This is a genomic window from Pedobacter panaciterrae (genome assembly GCF_013204795.1).
Taxonomy (GTDB): Bacteria; Bacteroidota; Bacteroidia; order Sphingobacteriales; family Sphingobacteriaceae; genus Pedobacter; species Pedobacter panaciterrae.
The window spans coordinates 182,139-203,351 of record NZ_JABMKW010000020.1; the positions used below are offsets into that span (position 1 = coordinate 182,139).

Annotated in this window: 18 protein-coding genes; 17 read left to right on the plus strand and 1 reads right to left on the minus strand. The window is 37.4% G+C overall.

The genetic code is table 11. From position 1 onward, the window contains the following. Positions 1-22: 22 nt before the first annotated feature. Genes HQN86_RS19575 through HQN86_RS19585 form a run of 3 tightly spaced genes read left to right on the plus strand, consistent with a single transcriptional unit; the run spans position 23 to position 4,557 of the window. Entirely contained in the window at positions 23-1,807 is a 1,785-nt protein-coding gene (locus HQN86_RS19575) for a RagB/SusD family nutrient uptake outer membrane protein (RefSeq protein ID WP_172662583.1), read from the plus strand. A 48-nt stretch (positions 1,808-1,855) separates the two neighbouring features. Then, the gene (locus tag HQN86_RS19580; protein ID WP_172662584.1) at positions 1,856-3,304 is read left to right on the plus strand and encodes an alpha-L-fucosidase; all 1,449 of its coding nucleotides are present in this window, start codon (positions 1,856-1,858) and stop codon (positions 3,302-3,304) included. Beyond that, the gene (locus HQN86_RS19585) at positions 3,301-4,557 is read left to right on the plus strand and encodes a DUF2264 domain-containing protein (protein ID WP_172662585.1); all 1,257 of its coding nucleotides are present in this window, start codon (positions 3,301-3,303) and stop codon (positions 4,555-4,557) included. The genes HQN86_RS19580 and HQN86_RS19585 overlap by 4 nt, the downstream gene beginning before the upstream one ends. On the opposite strand, the gene HQN86_RS19590 is transcribed toward HQN86_RS19585, so the two are convergent. Further along, complete coding sequence (locus HQN86_RS19590) at positions 4,551-5,402, minus strand: universal stress protein (protein ID WP_172662586.1); 852 nt, start codon at positions 5,400-5,402, stop codon at positions 4,551-4,553. The two genes, HQN86_RS19585 and HQN86_RS19590, sit on opposite strands and share 7 nt — an antisense overlap. A gap of 311 nt (positions 5,403-5,713) precedes the next feature. On the opposite strand from HQN86_RS19590, the gene HQN86_RS19595 reads away from it, so the two are divergent. The 14 genes from HQN86_RS19595 to HQN86_RS19660 all read left to right on the plus strand — a co-directional run bounded on the left by HQN86_RS19595 (position 5,714) and on the right by HQN86_RS19660 (position 21,207). Continuing rightward, positions 5,714-6,439: a polysaccharide biosynthesis/export family protein gene (locus HQN86_RS19595; RefSeq protein WP_246269693.1), complete on the plus strand. Its 726-nt coding sequence runs from the start codon at positions 5,714-5,716 to the stop codon at positions 6,437-6,439. Positions 6,440-6,468: 29 nt separating this feature from the next. Beyond that, positions 6,469-8,763, plus strand: coding sequence for a GumC family protein (locus HQN86_RS19600; protein ID WP_172662588.1), 2,295 nt, complete (start codon positions 6,469-6,471; stop codon positions 8,761-8,763). 194 nt (positions 8,764-8,957) lie between these two features. Next, positions 8,958-9,485 carry a UpxY family transcription antiterminator gene (locus HQN86_RS19605; protein ID WP_172662589.1) on the plus strand — a complete coding sequence of 176 codons (528 nt, stop codon included), beginning with the start codon at positions 8,958-8,960 and terminating at the stop codon, positions 9,483-9,485. A 16-nt stretch (positions 9,486-9,501) separates the two neighbouring features. Further along, complete coding sequence (locus tag HQN86_RS19610; RefSeq protein ID WP_172662590.1) at positions 9,502-10,503, plus strand: acyltransferase family protein; 1,002 nt, start codon at positions 9,502-9,504, stop codon at positions 10,501-10,503. A 10-nt stretch (positions 10,504-10,513) separates the two neighbouring features. Further along, positions 10,514-11,956 carry a lipopolysaccharide biosynthesis protein gene (locus tag HQN86_RS19615; RefSeq protein ID WP_172662591.1) on the plus strand — a complete coding sequence of 481 codons (1,443 nt, stop codon included), beginning with the start codon at positions 10,514-10,516 and terminating at the stop codon, positions 11,954-11,956. Continuing rightward, on the plus strand, positions 11,953-13,122 hold the full coding sequence (locus HQN86_RS19620; RefSeq protein ID WP_172662592.1) for a DegT/DnrJ/EryC1/StrS family aminotransferase: 1,170 nt from the start codon (positions 11,953-11,955) through the stop codon (positions 13,120-13,122). Before HQN86_RS19615 ends, HQN86_RS19620 begins: the two co-directional genes overlap by 4 nt. Before the next feature lie 26 nt (positions 13,123-13,148). Then, positions 13,149-14,006: a glycosyltransferase family 2 protein gene (locus tag HQN86_RS19625; protein ID WP_172662593.1), complete on the plus strand. Its 858-nt coding sequence runs from the start codon at positions 13,149-13,151 to the stop codon at positions 14,004-14,006. Then, positions 14,000-15,106, plus strand: a complete 1,107-nt coding sequence (locus HQN86_RS19630; protein ID WP_172662594.1) for a glycosyltransferase family 4 protein — start codon at positions 14,000-14,002, stop codon at positions 15,104-15,106. Before HQN86_RS19625 ends, HQN86_RS19630 begins: the two co-directional genes overlap by 7 nt. A gap of 59 nt (positions 15,107-15,165) precedes the next feature. Then, positions 15,166-16,407 carry a DegT/DnrJ/EryC1/StrS family aminotransferase gene (locus HQN86_RS19635; protein ID WP_172662595.1) on the plus strand — a complete coding sequence of 414 codons (1,242 nt, stop codon included), beginning with the start codon at positions 15,166-15,168 and terminating at the stop codon, positions 16,405-16,407. An 11-nt stretch (positions 16,408-16,418) separates the two neighbouring features. Next, on the plus strand, positions 16,419-17,015 hold the full coding sequence (locus tag HQN86_RS19640) for a sugar transferase (RefSeq protein WP_172662596.1): 597 nt from the start codon (positions 16,419-16,421) through the stop codon (positions 17,013-17,015). Further along, on the plus strand, positions 17,012-18,091 hold the full coding sequence (locus HQN86_RS19645; protein ID WP_172662597.1) for a glycosyltransferase family 1 protein: 1,080 nt from the start codon (positions 17,012-17,014) through the stop codon (positions 18,089-18,091). The genes HQN86_RS19640 and HQN86_RS19645 overlap by 4 nt, the downstream gene beginning before the upstream one ends. Positions 18,092-18,223: 132 nt before the next feature. Next, positions 18,224-19,324 carry an O-antigen ligase family protein gene (locus HQN86_RS19650; protein WP_246269694.1) on the plus strand — a complete coding sequence of 367 codons (1,101 nt, stop codon included), beginning with the start codon at positions 18,224-18,226 and terminating at the stop codon, positions 19,322-19,324. An 11-nt stretch (positions 19,325-19,335) separates the two neighbouring features. Then, entirely contained in the window at positions 19,336-20,013 is a 678-nt protein-coding gene (locus tag HQN86_RS19655; RefSeq protein WP_172662599.1) for a class I SAM-dependent methyltransferase, read from the plus strand. 33 nt (positions 20,014-20,046) lie between these two features. Beyond that, positions 20,047-21,207, plus strand: coding sequence for a glycosyltransferase (locus tag HQN86_RS19660; protein WP_172662600.1), 1,161 nt, complete (start codon positions 20,047-20,049; stop codon positions 21,205-21,207). The last annotated feature ends 6 nt before the right edge of the window (positions 21,208-21,213 follow it).

The window sequence follows — 21,213 nt, forward strand, 5'->3', positions numbered from 1 at the left end:
TTAGTACTCAAATTAAACAAACATGAAAAACAATATCAAAATATATACACTGGGTGTAATATCCTGCTTGCTGCTCTTTGGATGCAAAAAGAATCTGTTAGACCGCTATCCTTTGGATCAGATCACTGATGAAAATTACTGGAAAACCGAGAACGACTTAAAGCTGTATGCAAACAGCCTTTACCCAAAATACATTGTAGGATTTGGAACCGATTTTGCCGATGGTACGGTTCAGCCATATGGTGTAAATGTGAATACCTTGGTTTATGGGGATGTAATTACGGATAATGCCGCACCGCTTACCTATTCTAAAGTAGGTACCGATGAATACATTGCCTATCTTTCTGGTGGAAGCGGTTCCGGTGGATGGAATTTTGAAGGTGTGAGACAGCTGAACTTCTTTATAGATAATTATAAACGTGCCAGTCTTCCGGATAATATAGCGAACAAATATTTAGGAGAGATCTATTTTTTTAAAGCATGGGACTATTTCAATAAGGTGAAGCTATTCGGTGATGTTTCGTGGTTACAACATTCGTTAAATATAAATTCACCGGAGCTGTTTGGCGCAAGAACCCCAAGGGCTGAGGTAATGGATTCTGTAATGGTTATTCTTAACATGGCCATAGACTACCTGCCGGCCAAAGGTACTGAAGAAACAAATCGTTTAAATAAGGATATGGCACTGTTCTTAAAATCCAGAATTGGATTATTTGAAGGTACCTACAGAAAGTACCATACAGAGCTGGGCTTGGATGCGAATACGTTTCTGAGATATTCTGCTGAAGCTTCTGAAGCCTTGCTTAACAAATACAGTTTAGTACAGGGAGATTACAATACCGTATACAATAGCTTGTTTGCTACGGAATCTTACAAATCCAATCCTGAGGTGATTATGTGGAGGGAGTATTCTGCAGCAGTGACTTACGGCGCCGCATTTAGCCGTTATTTTGCACAAAATTTAAGGCATCAGTTTGGAGCTACCCGTAGCCTGGTAGACGAGTATTTATGCGCTGACGGTTTAACCATTTCGACAAGTCCGTTGTTCAAAGGAAAGGGATCGATCCAAACTGAAATGGAAAACCGTGATCCGCGCTTAACCCAAACTATTGCCAATTTTGGAACTTACAATCTGGCTAATACCACCATACAGGGTGCAAATAATGCACCATTGCCAAACTTGCCGGGAATGAATGGCAATAAATGTCCAACTGGTTATCGTTTGGCCAAATGGTTCTATAATAATCCTGTGGATTGGGAAAGAGTTACCAATGGACAGCAGGCTGCCCCCGTATTTCGCTTTGCAGAAGTATTGTTAAACTATGCTGAAGCAAAGTATGAATTAGGTGAAGTGAATCAGCTTGTTATTGATCAGACAATTAACAAATTGCGGGACCGTGTAGGAATGCCGCATTTAACAATAGGCAATGAGCCTGCAGATTCACGTTTGGATGGGATCTATCAAACTTATGTTGGCGCTTCAATTCCTCCTTTATTAAGAGAAATTCGTAGAGAAAGACGTGTAGAGATGGCTTTTGAAAATACCCGTTGGGACGATCTGATGAGATGGAAGGCAGGTAAATTGATAAATGTTCCTGTTGAGGGAATTAAATTTGTTCAGTCGCAATTCCCTACAGTAGTGGTTAACAAGGATATTTATTTAAGCGCCGAGGGATATATATTGCCTTATTTTAAAACAATTCCGGCCGGTCGCAAATTTGACGAAACGAAAGGCTATTTGTTTCCAATTCCTACCGAGGATCTGATCCTTAATAAAAATCTGGTACAGAATCCTAACTGGAAATAAAACTAACCCATTTAATTAAAAGAAAAGACACCTATTATTCCCTGAATCATGGTTAGAAAACCAATTAAAAGCTTCATCATTCTACATTTATTATTCCTTTTAATAGCAGGCACTACTGGCACTGTTTACGCTCAGAATGCTGAAAAGATAAAACTAAAACATGGCTCACACCGTGAGGGTAAACGTACCGATGCCATCATGCAAAAATGGAGAGGTAATGGACTTGGGCAGTTTATTCACTGGGGTTTGTATGCTATTCCGGGTGGAGAATGGAATGGTAAACAATATAATGGTGCCGCTGAGTGGATCCGGTCCTGGAATGAAATGCCCAAACCGGCTTATGATTCGCTAATTTATAAGTTTAATCCCGTTAATTTCAATGCTGATCAGTGGGCTGCGATTGCAAAGGATATGGGAGCCAGATATGTAACCATTACCACCAAACACCATGATGGTTTCTGTTTATGGCCTAGTAAATACACATCGTATACAGTAGCCAATTCTCCATGGAAAAAAGACATCATGAAACCGTTGGTTGATGCTTATGATAAGGCAGGGATAGATGTGATCTTATATTTCTCTATTATGGACTGGAATCATCCGGGATGGCGTTATGATATCAAAACCAGGGCGGATAGTATCGCCTTTGAGGGATTCAAAAAATTTACACGTAATCAGCTAATAGAATTATTGACTATGTATCCAAAAGCTAAAGGACTATGGTTTGATGGCACCTGGGATAAATCATGGATAAAGCAGGCGAAGTTTGCTGATGAACTGGAAGCCGAAATGCGAAAACTTCGCCCTGGTTTGATTATTGGCAGTCGTTTTAGAGCTGATGAATATGGAAAACGCCATTTTGATTCGAACAACGTACTTATGGGAGATTATGAACAAGGATGGGAGCGTAAACTACCAAATACGATTGCTGATGTACATGGAAACGACTGGGATTGCGTAATGACGATTCCAGAAAATCAATGGGGGTACAATAAAGCATGGAAGGGACATATTAAAACTTCAACTGAGTTAATAGAGATGACAGCAAAAGCTGTTTCACTGGGTGGGAATTTTGTGCTGAATTTTGGCCCCAAAGGAGACGGTTCTATCCGTGACCAGGAGAAAAGGCTTGCTTTGGAGATAGGCGACTGGATGAAAGTTAACAATGAGGCAATATATAATTGTGGATATAGTGGTTTAGAGAAGCAAGACTGGGGCTATTCAACAAAAAAAACAGGTATTGATAAGATATATATGGTGGTCTTTAACATTCCGGTATCAGGCGCTTATCGTGTTAAATTACCTGCTAAAACTGCGATTGCCAAATCTTATCTGCTTGCCGACCAGAACCAGGTTTTAAAAGTAGAAGAAGTGCACACCAATGAATACTTTGTTTATGCCAACCCCGCTAGCCAGAGTAAACCCTTTGTGATTGTTTTGGAAACAAAGAAAAAGGAGCGCAGTGGTGAAAATAATTATGATAAAGCCAAAATATGAGAAGAAGAAAATTTATAGAAGCGATGTCATTTGCAACGGCAGCCGGCGTAGTGAGTTCAACACAACTTTTGGCTGCTGAATACAAAGCTAATCGCTTAGGCCCATATAGGAATGACCGGGAATACTGGTGCGAGCTTTTATATAAAATTGCCAGCCCGGTGGTTTCCAATCTGGCCAGCGGAACATTGAAGAAAAATATGCCGCTTGAGAAGTCGCCGACTTTTGATTCCAGATCGTTAAGTGTTACCTACCTTGAAGCGGTAGGTCGAACTTATGCGGGGATTGCCCCGTGGATTGCGCTGCCAGATGACAATACCAGGGAAGCTGTATTGAGAAAAAAACTGAGAGCAGACGCTATTACTGGTTTAAACAAATGCTTTGATCCATCAAGCCCCGATCTTTTAAATTTCTCAAAGGACTATCAGCCTATTGTGGATTCTGCTTACCTGGCGCAGGCATTTTTAAGGGCACCAAAGGCTTTATGGGAGCCTCTTGATTCATTAACTAAGCAACGGATCGTATCCTCATTTAAATCACTGAGGAACAGAAAGCCATTTAACAGTAACTGGTTATTGTTTGGCGCTATTACGGAAGCATTTTTGCTTTCTATTGGAGAGGAATATAACCATGTCCGGATAACAAATGGAGTTGATAGCCTGAATGACTGGTACAAAGGCGATGGATGGTATGGCGATGGACCTAATCTGGCATTTGATTATTACAATTCCTTTGTAATACATCCAATGATGGTTGATACGCTTCGGCTTTTAGTTGATCATAAGCTAGCAGAAGAGAAAAGCTATGAGCTTGCATTAATCAGAATGCAACGTTATGCAGTAGGCCAGGAAAGAATGATTTCTCCGGAAGGTACTTACCCTCCAATTGGCCGTTCCATTACTTATAGGACCGGTGCTTTTCAGGCCTTAAGTCAGATTGCCCTAATGGAAAAGCTTCCTGAATCTATTTTGCCAGCACAAGTTCGGTGTGCATTAACAAAAGTTAAACAGAATATGTATAGTATACCAGGAACTTTTGATAAGAATAACTGGCTAACTCTGGGTTTTTGTGGACATCAACCAGATATTGCTGATTACTATACATCCACAGGTAGCCTTTATATGGCTACGCTTTCATTTTTGCCATTGGGCTTACCTGAAACTAATTTGTTCTGGACACAAGCACCTGCAGACTGGACTGCAAAGAGCGCCTGGAGCGGTAAGTCTTTTCAAAAAGATTATCATGTAGATTATTGATGGACTTTTTGGTGGACTTCCTTTAATATTAATAAGGGTAATTGCGTATTCAAAGCAAGTTTTCTTGTCATGCTTTTATGAAATAGCCCCTCAAAGAAGCCATACGTTTTTGCAACTATTATGACTATACCTGAGGCATGCTGTTTTGCAAACTCCATGATTCCTAATGCAACGTCCGGATTATCTGTATAGTGGTATTCCGGCGTTTCATTATCCCATAACTTGTGAAGGTTATATTGTTCTATAATGCGATCAGGATTAAAATGAGCTGATTCATTATGATCAACGTTTAGCAGGAGAAGCCTGGTGTTTAAAGCATGCATAAATGACTTTATGGTATTTACCGGGCTGGTTTCGTTTACTTCTTTCAAATCACAGCTTAACACCATGTTTTTTATAGTTGTGTAACTCGACTCATTAGGAATAACAAGAATGGGCATTGATACGCTTTTAACAATGCTTATTGTGTTACTACCTATTAAGGCGGTAAGTCCTCTGCTTTTCCCTGTAATGCCGATAACTACAAAAGGATCTGGGTATTGCTTTGAAAGCTGTTCTAAGCCCATTATTATGGGACTGTCGTCGGTAAAGATTTCGATAGCGGTATCTTGTGCACACAGATCCGAAATTGCCGTTTTTACATTATTAAGAGATGTGATGCTTTTCTCATGTAAAATGTGTGCATCTCTATTCTCAGGAAATGGAATCTCGGTAGCAACAGGTAATTCATAGGAGTGATATAACAAGATTTGTTTAGCATGAAGCTGTTTACTTAACGATGCTGCATACCGTGCTGCATTTAATGCAGATGCAGAGAAATCAGTGGCAATGATGATCGTTTTCATGGATTTGCTCCCTATTCGCCTCTTGATAACAATTATAGTGAGCAGAATGTTTTACTTTTCTAAAAAGTAGGACTGAGTAATCACACAGGTTGTGAGAAACTTATAACTACTTATTGTGAAAGATATTTCACAGGTATGTGCAATAAACTGTGAACTTTTTACAAAATGGTTTACAACTAGTTAAAGTATGGTTCACGGATTATAATAAGTGTGTAAATTCATATCATAGTATTTAATCAAACATTTATTGTGTTTAATTTAAATTATATTTTATGAATCTAAAACACCTCTTCTGTTACTTAATGTTAATTATGTTAAGTAGCTGTTCCAGACAAAGAAATTTAGTTTATTTCAGTGATCTTAAAGGAGCCAGCGAAAGTAGTTCACAGGTTTTAGATGCCGGAGAGCCCACCATACTTCAAAATGACGTGCTGGGTATTACAGTTAATAGTACCAGCCCCGAATCTAATATTTTATTTGCTTCTGTTCCAAGTAATCCAACAGTAGGTGGAATATACGAAAGAGAAGGTTACAGGGTGAATAAACAAGGATTTGTGAAGTTCCCTGTTTTGGGTCAAGTCAAATTACAAGGTTTAACTGTAGGGCAGGCACAGGCATTAATGGAATCTGAACTTAATAAGTATGTGAAGAATGCCATTGTAAATATCAAGTTTATGAATTTTAGAGTGACCGTAATCGGAGAGGTTAACCACCCCTCAACTTTTACAGTAACCAGTGAGAAAATAAATCTGCTCGAAGCACTTGGGTTAGCGGGCGATATGACACCTTACGGCAAAAGAGAAAATGTTTTACTGATAAGAGAATTGGATGGACAGAGAAGGATGGAGCGGGTAAACCTGAATAGCAAAGACGTGCTTAATTCTCCGTACTTCTATTTAAAGCAAAATGATGTAATCTATGTGGAGCCTGATAAAGCAAAATCAGTTGAAGTAAGTAGTAACAACCGATTAATGCCACTAATTGTTGCAGCAATCTCTGCTGTGGCGGTATTGGCGACAACTTTTTTGAATAAGTAAGGCAGTGTTAATCTTTTAAACTTATTGTGATGGCTTACAACAAACAAAATCCGACGAACAGCCCCGACGTAAAGGCTCAGATTATGAAATATGCTAAGTATTGGTATTTCTTTGGACTTGCACTACTGCTGGGCTTAGGTGGGGCGTGGTTTTATCTTCAAACTCAGGTACCTAAATATAAGGTCACCAGCTCACTGCTTGTTCAGGACGACTCGAAAGGGGATGGTCTGTTAAAAGGAACCGCTTTCAGTGATTTGAATATGTTTAAGACCTCTAAAACTGTTGATGATGAAATGGAGGTGATGCGATCAAGAGATTTGATTTATAAGGTGTTATCTGATCTTAAAATGAATGTGAGGTATCATTATAATCTTCCTTTAAAAACACAGGAATTGTATGGTAAAAACCTGCCAATGGAAGTTGTGGTAGATAAGCTTACCGATAAAGCACGTGCCTTAAAGCTTACTTTAAGAGCTATAAATAATGACCAGTTTGTTTTAGGGGAAAAAGACAAGGAAACCATTTACAGATTCGGTAATAAAATAACACGCCCACAATTCACTATTGTCGTTCAAAAGGGGGAAGGCTTTGAGGTTTCAGGTAAAACTATACATTTTGGCTTTGTAGATCTTTATCAGTTAGCGCAGGCGTACAGTTCCAGTGGCCTGGTTATTTTGCCAGTAATTAAAGATGCTAACACAATTGTTCTTAGTGTTTTGGATGCTATACCTCAACGCGGGGTTGATATGTTGAATACGCTGATCTATAGGTATAACCTGGAGAACGTAAGCAATAAAAATTTAATGGCTTTAAATACCATCAAGTTTATTGATGGTAAATTAAAAATGCTGACCAGTAATTTATCGGGAGTTGAACAAGACGTAGAAAACTACAAAAGAAACAATAGGATTACTGAATTGAGTGCAGATGCACAGATGAACTTACAGTCGTCGGGTAATTATAATGATCAGCTGTCGACAAGCGAAGTACAGTTGAGTCTTATTCAATCTATAATTTCTTATCTGAAAAATGCAGATAGTGAGTTTGAATTGGTACCCAGCACATTGGGTTTAAAGGATCCAACCTTGCTAAATCTGACAGAAAAATATAATAATCTGCAGATTGAAAGACAAAAGCTGTTACGCAATAGTAGCGTTAGCAATCCCTTGGTGATCAATCTTACTGAGCAACTAACCAGCTTAAAAGGCAGCTTGCTAGAGAACCTTAGTATGATAAGAAGAGGGTTAACTTTAGAGAAAAATAAATTAAACAGCAAATCATCGCAGTTTGCGGCTAAATTAAATAGTGTTCCGGTTATAGAACGGGGGCTGTTGGAAAGAAGCAGGGAACAGAGTGTTAAGACAACGCTTTATCAATATCTGCTTCAAAAGAGAGAAGAAACAGAACTTTCCCTGTCTGCCACTATTCCAACTTCTCAAATCATAGATACACCTGCATACAATCCTACTCCTGCAAAACCAAAAGTACAAATGATTTACATGCTGGGGATGATAGCCGGCTTATTTGTTCCATTTTCTGTAATCTATGTTAAAGATAAAATGAACAATAAGGTGAAAGATATTTATGATGTAGAATACATCGCTATAAATGGAAAGATTCTGGGAGAACTTAGTCATAAAGCAATAGGAGAGTCTATTGTAGTTCATAAAGATAAAAGCACCACTATATCTGAACTATTCAGGTACATCAGGTCGAATCTGCAATTCATGAATACGAATAAGAGCAACAAAGTTCTGTTGGTAACTTCTACCACAAAAGGCGAGGGTAAGACTTTTTTTAGCATCAACCTGGGCATTACCTTGTCGCTGGTTGAAAAAAAGGTTGCGATACTGGAGTTTGATTTGCGCAAGCCCGATTTGCTGAATAACATGAACATAAAAACGAAATTGGGCTTATCTGATTATTTAAAATCGGAAACCATGGTTATTGATGACATTTTGATAAAAGCCCCTCAATCGGATAACTTATATGTGATTGGTTGCGGGGAGATATCTGAGAGCCCGGCAGAAATTCTAATGAGCCATAAACTGAAAATTTTGTTTCATGAGCTTAAAAAACGGTTTGATTATGTTATCGTGGATACTTCTCCGATTGGGCACGTAGCTGATGCATTTACGCTTGCAGAGTATGCTGATTCGAGTATTTATCTGGTTCGGTACAATTATACAAACAAAGCAGATCTGGCAATATTTGAAGAGATCTGTGAGAACAGAAGATTAATAAATCCGATGATCGTATTTAATGATGCTAAAAAAGAGAATAAGAATGCCTACCGCTATGGTGGCTATGCTTATCCGGGATAGGCTAATATAGGGATTAGCTGATACATTAAGTTTAGGTGAGTTGGGGGTAGTGACAGATCGGTAAAAGGGACCGATATATTCAAGAAATGGACGGTGTGCAACAGGATTTTTCTCTAAAACTGCAATTAATCATGTAAGTGAGGTAGCGAAGCTGTATCCGGCCACAATCTAATTAATAATCTCAAATCAAAATTATGGAAAATCTGTCCACCATCAGAACCAATATGCCACGCAGGTGGTATGTAATCTACACTCGCCCTAGATGGGAAAAGAAGGTTGATGAGTTGCTTAAACTGCAAGGTATTACCAGTTACTGCCCGGTAAGAAAGGTAAAGAATAAATGGGCGGATAGGATAAAAGAAGTAGAGCTTCCGCTGTTTAATTCTTATGTTTTTGTATACATAGACCCAAGAGAGGAACTTAAAGTGAGGGTTACTTTAGGGGTAATGAACTTTGTGTATTACATGGGAAAGCCGGCACAGGTTAGAGAAAGTGTTATAGAGGATATAAAACGTTGTCTTGAAATATTCCCTGATACTGAAGTTATGGCTTTTCAATATTTGGAAATTGGTGACAGGGTAAAAATTAAAGAGGGATTGATGAACCTTAAAGAAGGCAGGGTTATAAAAATTCAGGAAAGAACAGTAGTAGTAGTAATAGATAGCCTGAGTTGTGTTTTAACCACTAAGGTTGCTATTAATAGTCTTGAATTAATTAATTAAGACAAACCCCAGAATTATGGTACGCTTAAAAGAACTGGATGTTTTAAGAGGAATTGCCGCTCTTAACGTAGTTATATTCCATTATACATCTAAGTTCAGAATGAATTTTGGCCATAATTATCCTTCAAAATTCGATTGGGAGATTGGTCGTTACGGAGTAGAACTGTTTTTTATGATCAGTGGCTTTGTAATCTTTATGTCTCTTCAAGGGAAAACCTCATTAGAAGATTTTGCTTATAAAAGATTTTCGAGGCTTTATCCAACTTACTGGATTTGTGTTTTTATAACATTTTTAATTGTAAACCTTTCTCAGGATCCTAAAATGGAAACAAACAGTATCCCGGTTCTTTTGATGAACATGAGTATGATACAGGGGGTTTTCGGGATAAAAAATGTTGACGGTGCTTACTGGTCGCTGGTACCGGAACTGTTTTTTTACGCTTTTATGGGTGCCTTGTTCCAACTCAGGCTGCTGAGAAAAATGAGGACAATTGCAGTGATATGGCTAACGCTGATGTTAAGCAATAGTCTGTTTACGCTACCTTTTGGCGCTTATTTGCTGAACTTACAGTATGGGATGTTTTTTCTTGCGGGGATTCTTTTTTACAAGATAAAATTTGATGGAGGGGACTGGCGCGAACACATTTTGATTGGCGTGTGTTTTTTAGCTGGTGTAATAGAAAACCCAACGCTGATTTGTTTCGGAGTGTTCTCTGCCATATTTTGCTTGTTCTACTTATTTGTTTATAACAAGCTTACGCTGCTAACATGGAAGCCTTTTGTGTTCCTGGGCTATATTTCCTATCCGTTATATCTGCTGCATCAAAACATAGGTTTTGTGCTGATGAGAAAAATAGGACGATATATTTCTAACGAGTTTCTGGTAATTTTTATAGGCATCATTTCTATGATAACCATAGCATGGCTGGTAACCCGGTTTTTGGAAAAACCAATACTTCATTTTTTAAGGAACTATAGGTTCCATAAACCCAGGTATTCAGGTTCCTTTCAGAAATAAACCCTTTATCATGTCTTTACAGAAAAAAACAATTTCAGGGTTAATCTGGAATTTTACACAGCAGTTTAGTGTGCAGCTAATTGGCTTCTGCATTACCATGATACTGGCAAGGATTTTATTGCCTGCAGAATTTGGCCTTATCGCAATGCTAACAGTATTTATTGCCATAGGTAATTCTTTGTTAGAAAGCGGTCTGGCATCGTCGTTAATACGATCGTCAGATCTGGGACAGGAAGACTACTCAACGGTTTTCTTTTTTAACCTGGGCGGAAGTATTGTACTGTATGCCATTATTTACCTGCTTGCACCGCTGATTACTTCATTTTATCATCAGGATGTGCTGACACTGATTCTTAGGGTGTATGCCCTAGACTTTATCATAAATGCCTTTTATGGAGTGCAGAATGCAAGGTTAACAAAGGAGATGAATTTTAAAATTCAAATGAAAATTCAGATACCTGCAGTATTGATTGGTGGACTATTAGGTGTTTTTTTGGCGCTTCAGGGTTACGGTGTATGGAGTTTAGTTTGGATGGGTTTATTTCAGTCTTTCTTATCCACAGTGATGCATTGGATTTATTCTGGCTGGACACCAAGTTTTGTGTTCAGTAAACGATGCTTTAAGAGGCACTTTTATTTTGGCTATAAAATGACCCTGACTGGATTACTGGATATCCTTTATAGAAATATATATGTATTAATCATTGGTAAGTATTATTCTGTTGTACAACTAGGCTTTTATTCGAGGGCAGATTCGGCTAGCCAGCTCCCTATTGCAAATATATCTGCAGTAATAAATAAGGTTACCTACCCAATGTTCGCATCAATTGCCGATGACGATTTGAGGTTAAAAATGGTTTATAAAAGATTAATGCAGCAGGTTATTTTCTGGAATACGCCTATTTTGATTTTGCTGGCCGTAATAGGAGAGCCTTTATTTAGGTTTCTGTTTACAGATAAATGGTTGCCGGCAGTACCATACTTTCAAATCTTATGCATTGCTGGTATTATGTATCCTTTGCATGCTTATAACCTTAACATATTAAAAGTAAAGGGAAGGAGCGATCTGATACTGAAACTGGAATTTATTAAAAAATCAATTTGTGTAGTTGGCATTTTGTGCGTGTTCCCCTTTGGAATATATGGCTTACTATATTTTCAGCTGATGTTCAATTTTATAGGTTATTACATCAACTCAATTTATAGCGGAAAACTGATCAATTACCCCATAGGAGAGCAGATCATTGACATTATTCCAATGATTGCAACCTCTGTTTTTGCAGGAATATTATGCTACCTGGCCGATACGCTATGCTTCAGCACACTCCAATTATTAGATGTTACCAGAATTATAATAGACGGCCTGTTTTTCTCTCTGATTTATCTGGCCAGCAGTTCAATTTTAAGACTTGCACCAATTCATGATTTTAAACAATTAATCCTAAAGAGATGATACCTGTAACCAAACCTTTTCTTCCAAAAGTTAACGAATTTGAAGAGTACATTCACAGCATTTGGGAACGTCAGTGGCTTACCAATAACGGGCCACTGGTAAATGAACTTGAATTGAAGCTCAAGAACTATTTGGAAATTAAACACTTGCTGTTTGTTTCGAATGGTACAATTGCATTGCAAATTGCAATTAAAGCACTTGGCCTGACAGGTGAAATTATTACAACACCTTTTTCTTTTGTTGCGACTACAAATAGTATTGTATGGGAAGGCTGCAAACCTGTATTTGTAGACATTGATGAGGAGACTTTTAATATAGATCCTAAAAAAATTGAAGCTGCAATAACGCCTCAAACATCAGCCATTCTTGCTACCCATGTATATGGGAATCCATGTGATATTGATGCCATACAGGAAATTGCAGACAGGTATTCATTGAAGGTGATTTATGACGCTGCACATTGCTTTGGTACAAAATATAAAAACAAATCGGTATTTGCTTATGGGGATGTGAGTACAACAAGCTTCCATGCAACCAAGGTGTTTCATACCATTGAGGGAGGAGCCGTATTTACTCAATGTCCTGACTTATTGAAAAAGATGGCCTTAATGAGAAACTTTGGGCACGATGGGCCTGATGAATTTTCTGAGTTGGGTATAAATGGAAAAAACTGTGAATTTCATGCTGCTATGGGTTTATGCAACCTGAAAGAGATTGATGAAATTTTAGACAAAAGAAGGCTGCTTTCATTTTATTATTGGAAAGCTTTAGCTAATCTGGAGGCCAGGTATCCAAAACTGAATGAAAACCTTGATTACAATTATGCGTATTTCCCTGTATTGTTTGACAGTGAAGATTTAATGCTGAGATGCTTAAAGGCGCTGGAGAATGAAAAGGTGTATTGCAGAAGATACTTTTACCCATCTCTTTCTACTTTGCCTTTTGTTACCTCACCTCATATGCCCGTATGCGATTCAGTGTCAAGAAGGATTCTTTGTTTACCACTGTATCATACTTTAACATCCAGTGACCTGGACCTGATTACAAGGATAATTTTAAGGGTACAAAATTATGATCGTCCGGCTGAGATCGAAAGATTGAATCATGTGATTCCTATAAATAACCTGAAGCCTGTATTCGCCGGCTTACAAAATGGAGCTGTCTAATCCTTATAATAAAAAATAATATAGCTATGCCTACACATGAATTAATGGTATCAGTATGTTGCATCACGTATAACCACGAAAAGTATATTGCTCAGGCTTTAGATGGTTTCTTGATGCAGGAAACCAATTTTAAATTTGAAATCCTGGTTGGTGAAGATAAATCTTCAGATAACACAAAAGCAATCATTGAAAGCTATTGTGCAAGGTATCCAGATTTGATCAAACTGATTAGCCATAACCCCAATATAGGAGCGATAAGAAACCAAACTGACGTGGTAAGACGCGCAAAAGGAAAGTACATAGCGATGTGCGATGGAGACGATTTTTGGACAGATGCCTCTAAACTACAGAAACAGGTAGATTTTCTGGAAGCTCATGATGATTATGTGATTTGCTGTCACCATAGTGAAGTGATTGATGATTTTGACAAGCTTGTTTATGTTAAAGATTTGCCGGTAAGTTTGGAATTTGACTACAAAGACGTTTTGCTGGGAAAAAGAGAAGAGACAAGAATCTGCTCTTTGATGATGAGAAATATTAAACAGGTAACGGGCGTAGCAGAACAAAGCTGGTATTTCGAAACTTATGGTACAGATACGCTTTTGAAACTATATGCGCTTGCAAATACAGGTAAAAAGATTTATGTGTTACCTGAAGTGATGGCATGCTACAGGCACCATACCGGCGGGATATGGAGTATGATAGATCCGAAGATCCGAAAATCAAGAATGATAAGCGATTTTAACCTCACAATCAAGAATTTCAAATACTCTTCGCTTCAAAAAAGAGAGCTGTTGAAAATTTATTTTAAACAATATTTCCTGTTTGATATACGGTATTTCAATTTCAATAATGCATTCCAAACAATTACCTCGCTATGGTAAGAAAATATAAACTGATTTTTGCCATTAACAGCCTTTTTGGAGGCGGAGCGGAGCGTGTAATTTCGAACCTTGGCAATTACTTTTATAAGAAAGGCTTTGATGTTACAATGATTTGCCTGAATGAGGCTAAACCTGCTTATCACTTAGAGAAGGGAATAAAAATCATTTCTCTTGTGACCAATATCCGAAACCAGTCATTTTTTTTTAGGCTTTGGTATGGTGGAGTTACTCTTTTTAAGCTGCTGTTTATCCTTATAAAAGAAAAACCAAGTTGCGTGGTATCTTTTATGACCTCTGCCAATATATGGATGGGACTTACCTGTAATATTTTAAGGACTCCTTATTTGGTTTCTGAACGCATTACCCCAGACTATACCGTAAATCAACTTAATCATTTCTTAAGATGGTTGTCGGCAAGGGTTTATAGTAAATCCAAAGCGATCGTTGTTCCTTCAAAAGGAATGGTTGATGGCTTTAGAAAGAACAAATCGTTTAGTGCACTAAGCAATTTTGAAGTAATAAATAATCCGGTCAGCCAGTTTAGCGCCGCCTGTACAGAAAGAGTTTACCCTCGTAAATTCATTCTTAGCGTAGGCAGGTTAGATCACCAAAAAGGATTTGATCTATTAATACAAGCCTTTAAAAGGTTGGAAATGAAAGATGTAGATCTTTTGATTTCTGGCGAGGGGGGGGAGCGTAAAAATCTGGAGAAACAAATCAAAGATTTAGATCTAAGTGATAGAGTGAAGCTGATTGGTTATCAGAAAAATCTTCAGGATTATTACAGGCAGGCAGAAATGTTTGTGCTTTCATCGCGAAACGAAGGATATCCCAATGTACTTGTGGAAGCAATGAGTTTAGGCTGTGCTTGTGTGGCTACCGATTGTGAGTTTGGACCTTCTGATATTATAGAAAATGAGGAAAACGGTTTGTTGGTTAAAGCAAACAATATAAAATACCTTTCTGAAGCAATTAAAAGAACCATGAGTGATCCTGCTCTTAAAATAAAAATGTCTGTAAATGCTCAATTAATTAATCAGACAAACTCCCCCGAAAACACTTTCGCAAAATGGGAAAAATTAATACTAACTCATGTTTAAATCCATAAGGGTTTAATAACCAATCTATTAGTCTTACCAAATGTTAAAATCTTAAAGATATGAATATACCTTTCTCTCCTCCATTTATTGATCAGGCAGTGATTGATGAAGTGCTTGACTCTCTTCGTACCAACTGGATCACTTCGGGACCAAAAGTTAAGGCCCTGGAATATGAGTTGTTGAATTTAACGGGATCTAAAGCCACAGTTTGCGTGAACTCCTGGACCTCTGGAGCAATTATGATGCTGAAATGGTTTGGGGTAGGCGACGGAGATGAAGTGATTGTGCCAGCGTACTCTTATTGTGCTACCGCTTTATGCGTTTTGCATTGTGGAGCCATACCTGTGATGGTGGATATTTTAGACGATTTTACTATTGATCCGGTGATGGTGAAAAGTAAGATTACATCAAAAACGAAAGCAATAATTGGGGTTGACATTGCAGGCTTACCATGTAATTATAACGAGTTGCGTGAAATTGTAAATGATCCGGCAATAAAAAGCATTTTTAAACCCGTTACAGCAAAACAATCTGAATTGGGAAGGATATTATTGATGTCTGACGCAGCACATTCTATTGGTGCAACCTACGAAGGACTGCCTGCCGCACAGAAATGTGATGTTACTATTTTTTCTTTTCATGCCGTTAAGAATATTACAACTGCTGAAGGAGGCTGCATCTGTTTGAATTTACCTCCTCCTTTTGACAACCAGGAAGAATATAGTTTTTTGAAGATTTTCTCGCTAAATGGACAGAATAAAGATGCATTTGCAAAATCAAAAGGAGCTAACTGGAGATATGATATTCTTTTTAAAGGATTCAAAATGAATATGCCCGATATTTGCGCTGCAATTGGATTGGCCCAGATAAGACAATACAGTAATACCTTGCTGCCACTCCGTAAAAATATTTTCTTAAAATATTGTGCCGCATTTAAATCTTATGATTGGTTTATTGAACCAACCGGTAAAGACGAAATAAGAGAAGGTTCGTATCATCTTTTCCCGTTGCGCATTAAAGGAATTACCGAGGCTGAGAGAGATCAGATTATTGAAAGCCTGGTAAACTGGGGAGTGATCGTAAATGTACATTTTATACCAATGCCGATGCTTACGTATTTCAAAAGCATTGGATATGCTATAGAAAATTATCCTAATAGCTATAAACAGTTCGCCTGCGAGATTTCATTGCCTATATATCCTCAACTCTCTGATCCGGAGGTCGATTTCATTATAGAATCTGTTATAGGGGCTGTTCATCAGGTTGTTGAAATCAATAAATTGGTTAAAGTGTTATCATAAAATCATATAACATGATTGCGAAAAGGGTGTTTGACATCGTGTTCTCATTGGGTGGTATGTTCTTTTTGTCGCCAATGTTTATTGTGGTTGTTATTCTTTTAAAGTTAGATTCAAAAGGGAGCATTTTTTACAAGCAACTTCGGGTAGGCTTAAATCAGAAGAATTTTAAACTGATAAAGTTTAGAACGATGTATACTGATTCAGATAGGGCCGGTTTGTTGACTATTGGAGATCATGATTCGCGTATTACCAAAGTTGGATGCTGGCTAAGGAAATATAAAATAGATGAACTTCCACAGCTTATTAATATTCTAAAGGGAGAAATGAGTTTTGTTGGCCCCAGACCGGAAGTACTTAAATATGTTGAATTGTACGATGCCTCTCAAATAAAAGTACTTAGTGTAAAACCGGGCATTACAGATTGGGCATCCATTCAATATATAGATGAAAACGAGTTGCTTGCAGCAGCCGAAGACCCAGAGAGTTTTTATATTAACACCATTATCCCTTCAAAGATTACTCAGAACTTAAAATACATTGATCACCACAACCTTTGGGTTGATCTGAAGATCATTTCATATACCCTGAAAAGTATAATTAGAAGATGAAAATATTGAAAGTTTTGGATTGGCCATCAAAAAGATTTTATGGCGAATCACATCATTTTTATCGCTGGAAAAAGAATCTTCTTGAGCATGATTTAAAAGTAGAATTTTACTATGATCACAATGATAAAAGATTAAGGGACGCCGATTATTTGCTATTGCACTCGCGGTATTTTGCGGATGGCTGGCAAAACATACATACCAGATCTTCTAAAAATGAGAATGAACTGATTATGTATTTAACAGAAATGAAACGAACAGCAGGTAGACTGATTTGGTTTGATGCTGCGGACTCTTCCGGATCCAGCGACTTTCCAATTATATCTTTTGTTGATGTTTTTATGAAAAAACAGCGACTAAAAAACCTTGATTACTATACCGTTTCAAATAAGGTAAATGACTTAAGGATATGGCTAAACACAATTTCGGATGATCAAAAAACAACTTTTGTACCCTGCCCCGAAGCGGAACTCCATAAAATTAAACTTGGTTGGAATATCGGGTTTAATGATTACAGATACTTTGGGTATAAAATGAGCAGATTAAGTAATTATTTGAGTTATAGGGTTTACCCAACTCATTTATCTACTTACGATAAAGACAGGAAATATGATTTGGCTTTTCGTGGAACAATCCATAAAGATAATGGGAATAGAAACATGATCTCTTATCAAAGAAACCATGTTTTAAGTCTTTTTGATCGCCTGAATTTGCAAATAGCAAGTGGTGGGAATGTAAGCAAAGCCAGATATTGGAAAGAACTAAGGGATTCGAAACTTAGTATCAGTCCATTTGGCTGGGGTGAAATTTGCTATAGGGATTTTGAAACGTTTATTTCTGGATCGGTACTGATTAAACCGCTTATGAATCATCTTGAAACTTACCCGAATCTGTTTATAGAAAACGAAACCTATGTTCCTGTTAATTGGAATTTAGAAGAACTTGAGGCTCGCCTTGAACACATGGCAGCTCATTATGATGATTATAAACACATCGCAAAAAATGGCCAGGAGAAATATTTTAATGCGATTAATGATTCCCAAGGTTTTATAGAAACTTTTAAACAAAACATAGAATAGCTTATAATGCATATGAAATTAATTGCAGTTGTATTTATAGTGTTGTATTTATACAGCCTGTCGTTCGGGGTTTTTATGACAAATTTATTTAGAATCCCTACGCCTCTTATTTTCTGTTTACCACTTATTTTTTTGTTTAGGGAAAAAGATGGGCTAGGATTTTTGTACAAAACGGAGCTTCTTCTTCTTGGGGGCGCTATTTTCTTGTACAATGCGATTGGTTTTTCAGATTACATGGTGTTTATGGCCAATACCTTATGCATTGGAATGTGCGCGCTTTACTTTAATTATTTTGTAGGTGCAGATAAAGAGCGATTTACGATTTCTGTTTATATTTTTTTTGCCTTGCTGACATTTTCATCAATTGTAATGGTTCTTAATCCATTTTATTTATCAGAAATAAATAATCTAAGGTCGATGCTGATGGGAGAACCGGTCGTGCAGAGTCCTTCGGGAATAGCAACATATCAATTTAACTTTGGTTATCAATTGGCCGCCCTGGTTCCATTTCTATTGATTTTTACTCTAGTGTTTGACAAAGCGCTTGTTATTAAAATAGTTAGTCTTTTGGCTTGTTTACTGTTTATATATCTGGGTATGCAACGCTCGGTATTTGTAGGTTTTGTTTTCTCGGTATTCTTGTTCCTGATATTGTATTACAATTACAAAGCGATTTTTATTGTGGTGTTTGCTGTTTGTGCAGCTTTTGTATTCTACACATACATTTTGAAAGATAATACAGACTCTTATAATAACATTCTTACCAAGAATGAACATAATATGGAGGAATACAATAGATCAACCCTGGCTGCTGAAAACTTAAGAATCTATTCGGATTATCCTTATGGGCTTATATTTTATGGGAAGGATTGGTCAGACGTTACTTATCGTAATGAGGTGTTCTCGTCGGGGATTACTTCGCACAATGCCTACCTGATGTTTCTTACCTATGTCGGACCTTTTTTGGGTTTGGGAATATTGGCCGGATTGTATTATAAGATTTCAAAGATCATTATCAATGCATTTCGAAATGTTAAGAAGAAGAAATATGCGTTGATGATTTGTCTTTGTTGTTCATTTATTGCCGTTTCCATCAATTCACTGTCGCACAACTCATGGCTTGTTAGCGCAAACGGCCCTACCTTTTTCCTGTATTTCGCGATTCTGCACTTAAACTTTTTGCTGAACAGAGAAGCTGATCTGGATGAGGATGTAGTTGTAACCCATATTTAAAGCCGAATGATATGGATAAGGAAACCATTAGAGATATCATAGACTGGGATATTACAAACTGGTGGAGGGCAATTGATTATCTGGATAAGAATGTGCCAGCAAACGAGAAGAGTACACAATGCTTGGAATTGGGCGCGGCACGTGGTGGGCTATCACTTTGGCTTGCACTTAGAGGCAACTCAGTACTATGTACGGATCTTAAAAATCCGGAGCCTATAGCAGGTGAAATTCATTGTAAGTATGAATGTGGCATTAATATAAGGTATGCGGCTTTGGATGCAACGGATATTCCTTTTAAGAACCAATTTGACATTATCGTATTTAAATCTATCCTGGGTGGGATTAGCCAGAATAATAGAAATGAATATAAAGCAAAAACGCTAAATGAGATTTATGGTGCCCTGAAGCCGGGAGGCATGCTGCTTTTCACAGAAAATTTGGCCGCTACTAATCTCCATCGGTTTCTGAGAAGGAAATATGGTACCCCTGGATGGAATTATCTGGATATAAATGAGGTAGAAGAGCTATTTAGTGCATTCAAAACAATCAAATATACAACAACAGGTTTTTTTGGCTGCTTTGGTAGGACTGAAAAGCAAAGAATCCTTTTAGGACACCTTGATGGATTATTGGAGTTCATCATCCCAAAGAGAAAAAGATACATACTAAGTGGTATTGCAACGAAATAATTTTTTGAATCGGATTTCCAGGTACATATAACAATGGAGAAAATCAAAATAATGCACCTTATAGGTGATTTAACTAAGGGAGGAGCAGAGCGCTTCGTAGTTGATTTGTGTAATGAGCTTGCTAAAGATGACCAATATGAAGTTTATTTGGTTTCTATCTGCTGGAATGATCCACAAGAGACATTTGTGAAAGATATTCATAAGAATGTTCGCTACGTTTCTTTCAATAAAGGCAGAGGATTTAGCTTAAAGGCTTTTTTGGGCTTAACCAAATGGTTGAATAGGGAGGAACCTGATGTGTTACACTCTCATTTAAATGGCTTCGAATATCTGGCCTTATATCTATTGGCTAACAAGCACACATTGTTCTTTCATACCATTCATAATATCGCTGTGGCGGAATGTCCAAATTTTATACTCAAAACCTTTAGAAAGTTCTGGTATAAAATAAATAAGGTGAAACCTGTTACGATCTCATTTGACGGCAAGAAAACTTATAGAGATTATTATCAGCTGGATAATGACATTTTAATTGAAAATGGAAGACAGGATCTGGTAACAACTGATGAATATCCTTTATTAAATGAAAAATACAAGGAGGGCGAAGACGCTTTTATTTTAATTCATGTAGGACGAATTGTATCGGAAAAGAATCAGGATTTATTAATCAGGGCTGTAAAGAAATTTAATGTTACTGAAGACAAGAAATGCAAACTGATCATTATTGGAGAGGTTAAAGAAAAGCATTTATATCAGCATTTACTGAAACTGGTTGGTAACGATCCATACATAGAATTTATAGGTGGAAAGCATAATGTGGTGGACTATTTAAGTATAGCCGATGCATTTTGTCTTTCAAGCATATTCGAAGGAATGCCAATTTCTTTAATCGAAGCCTTATCGGTTGGCTGTATTCCAGTTTGCACGCCTGTAGGGGGGATTGGTCAGATGATCAGACATGGAAAAACCGGTTTTCTAAGTAAAGATGTAAGTGTAGAAAGTTATTACGATGTATTAAGAGAAGCGCTTTATCATCCTGATAAAAAAATGATCAAACTAAACGGAAGGTTATTCTTCAAATTAAATTACCATATCCAGGCATCTGCAAGTGCCCATTTAAAAACCTATTCTACAATGTTGATCTCGGATAAAAGCAACATGGTGAAAGGGTACCAGATGATTACTAAGATTTAACTTAAA

Coding starts and splice junctions, on each gene's coding strand:
- HQN86_RS19585 (WP_172662585.1), top strand. CDS start 3,301: ATGAGAAGAAGAAAATTTATAGAAGCGATGTCATTTGCAACGGCAGCC.
- HQN86_RS19610 (WP_172662590.1), top strand. CDS start 9,502: ATGGTACGCTTAAAAGAACTGGATGTTTTAAGAGGAATTGCCGCTCTT.
- HQN86_RS19600 (WP_172662588.1), top strand. CDS start 6,469: ATGGCTTACAACAAACAAAATCCGACGAACAGCCCCGACGTAAAGGCT.
- HQN86_RS19635 (WP_172662595.1), top strand. CDS start 15,166: ATGAATATACCTTTCTCTCCTCCATTTATTGATCAGGCAGTGATTGAT.
- HQN86_RS19640 (WP_172662596.1), top strand. CDS start 16,419: ATGATTGCGAAAAGGGTGTTTGACATCGTGTTCTCATTGGGTGGTATG.
- HQN86_RS19625 (WP_172662593.1), top strand. CDS start 13,149: ATGCCTACACATGAATTAATGGTATCAGTATGTTGCATCACGTATAAC.
- HQN86_RS19630 (WP_172662594.1), top strand. CDS start 14,000: ATGGTAAGAAAATATAAACTGATTTTTGCCATTAACAGCCTTTTTGGA.
- HQN86_RS19645 (WP_172662597.1), top strand. CDS start 17,012: ATGAAAATATTGAAAGTTTTGGATTGGCCATCAAAAAGATTTTATGGC.
- HQN86_RS19620 (WP_172662592.1), top strand. CDS start 11,953: ATGATACCTGTAACCAAACCTTTTCTTCCAAAAGTTAACGAATTTGAA.
- HQN86_RS19580 (WP_172662584.1), top strand. CDS start 1,856: ATGGTTAGAAAACCAATTAAAAGCTTCATCATTCTACATTTATTATTC.
- HQN86_RS19575 (WP_172662583.1), top strand. CDS start 23: ATGAAAAACAATATCAAAATATATACACTGGGTGTAATATCCTGCTTG.
- HQN86_RS19595 (WP_246269693.1), top strand. CDS start 5,714: ATGTTAAGTAGCTGTTCCAGACAAAGAAATTTAGTTTATTTCAGTGAT.
- HQN86_RS19605 (WP_172662589.1), top strand. CDS start 8,958: ATGGAAAATCTGTCCACCATCAGAACCAATATGCCACGCAGGTGGTAT.
- HQN86_RS19660 (WP_172662600.1), top strand. CDS start 20,047: ATGGAGAAAATCAAAATAATGCACCTTATAGGTGATTTAACTAAGGGA.
- HQN86_RS19615 (WP_172662591.1), top strand. CDS start 10,514: ATGTCTTTACAGAAAAAAACAATTTCAGGGTTAATCTGGAATTTTACA.
- HQN86_RS19655 (WP_172662599.1), top strand. CDS start 19,336: ATGGATAAGGAAACCATTAGAGATATCATAGACTGGGATATTACAAAC.
- HQN86_RS19590 (WP_172662586.1), bottom strand. CDS start 5,402: ATGAAAACGATCATCATTGCCACTGATTTCTCTGCATCTGCATTAAAT.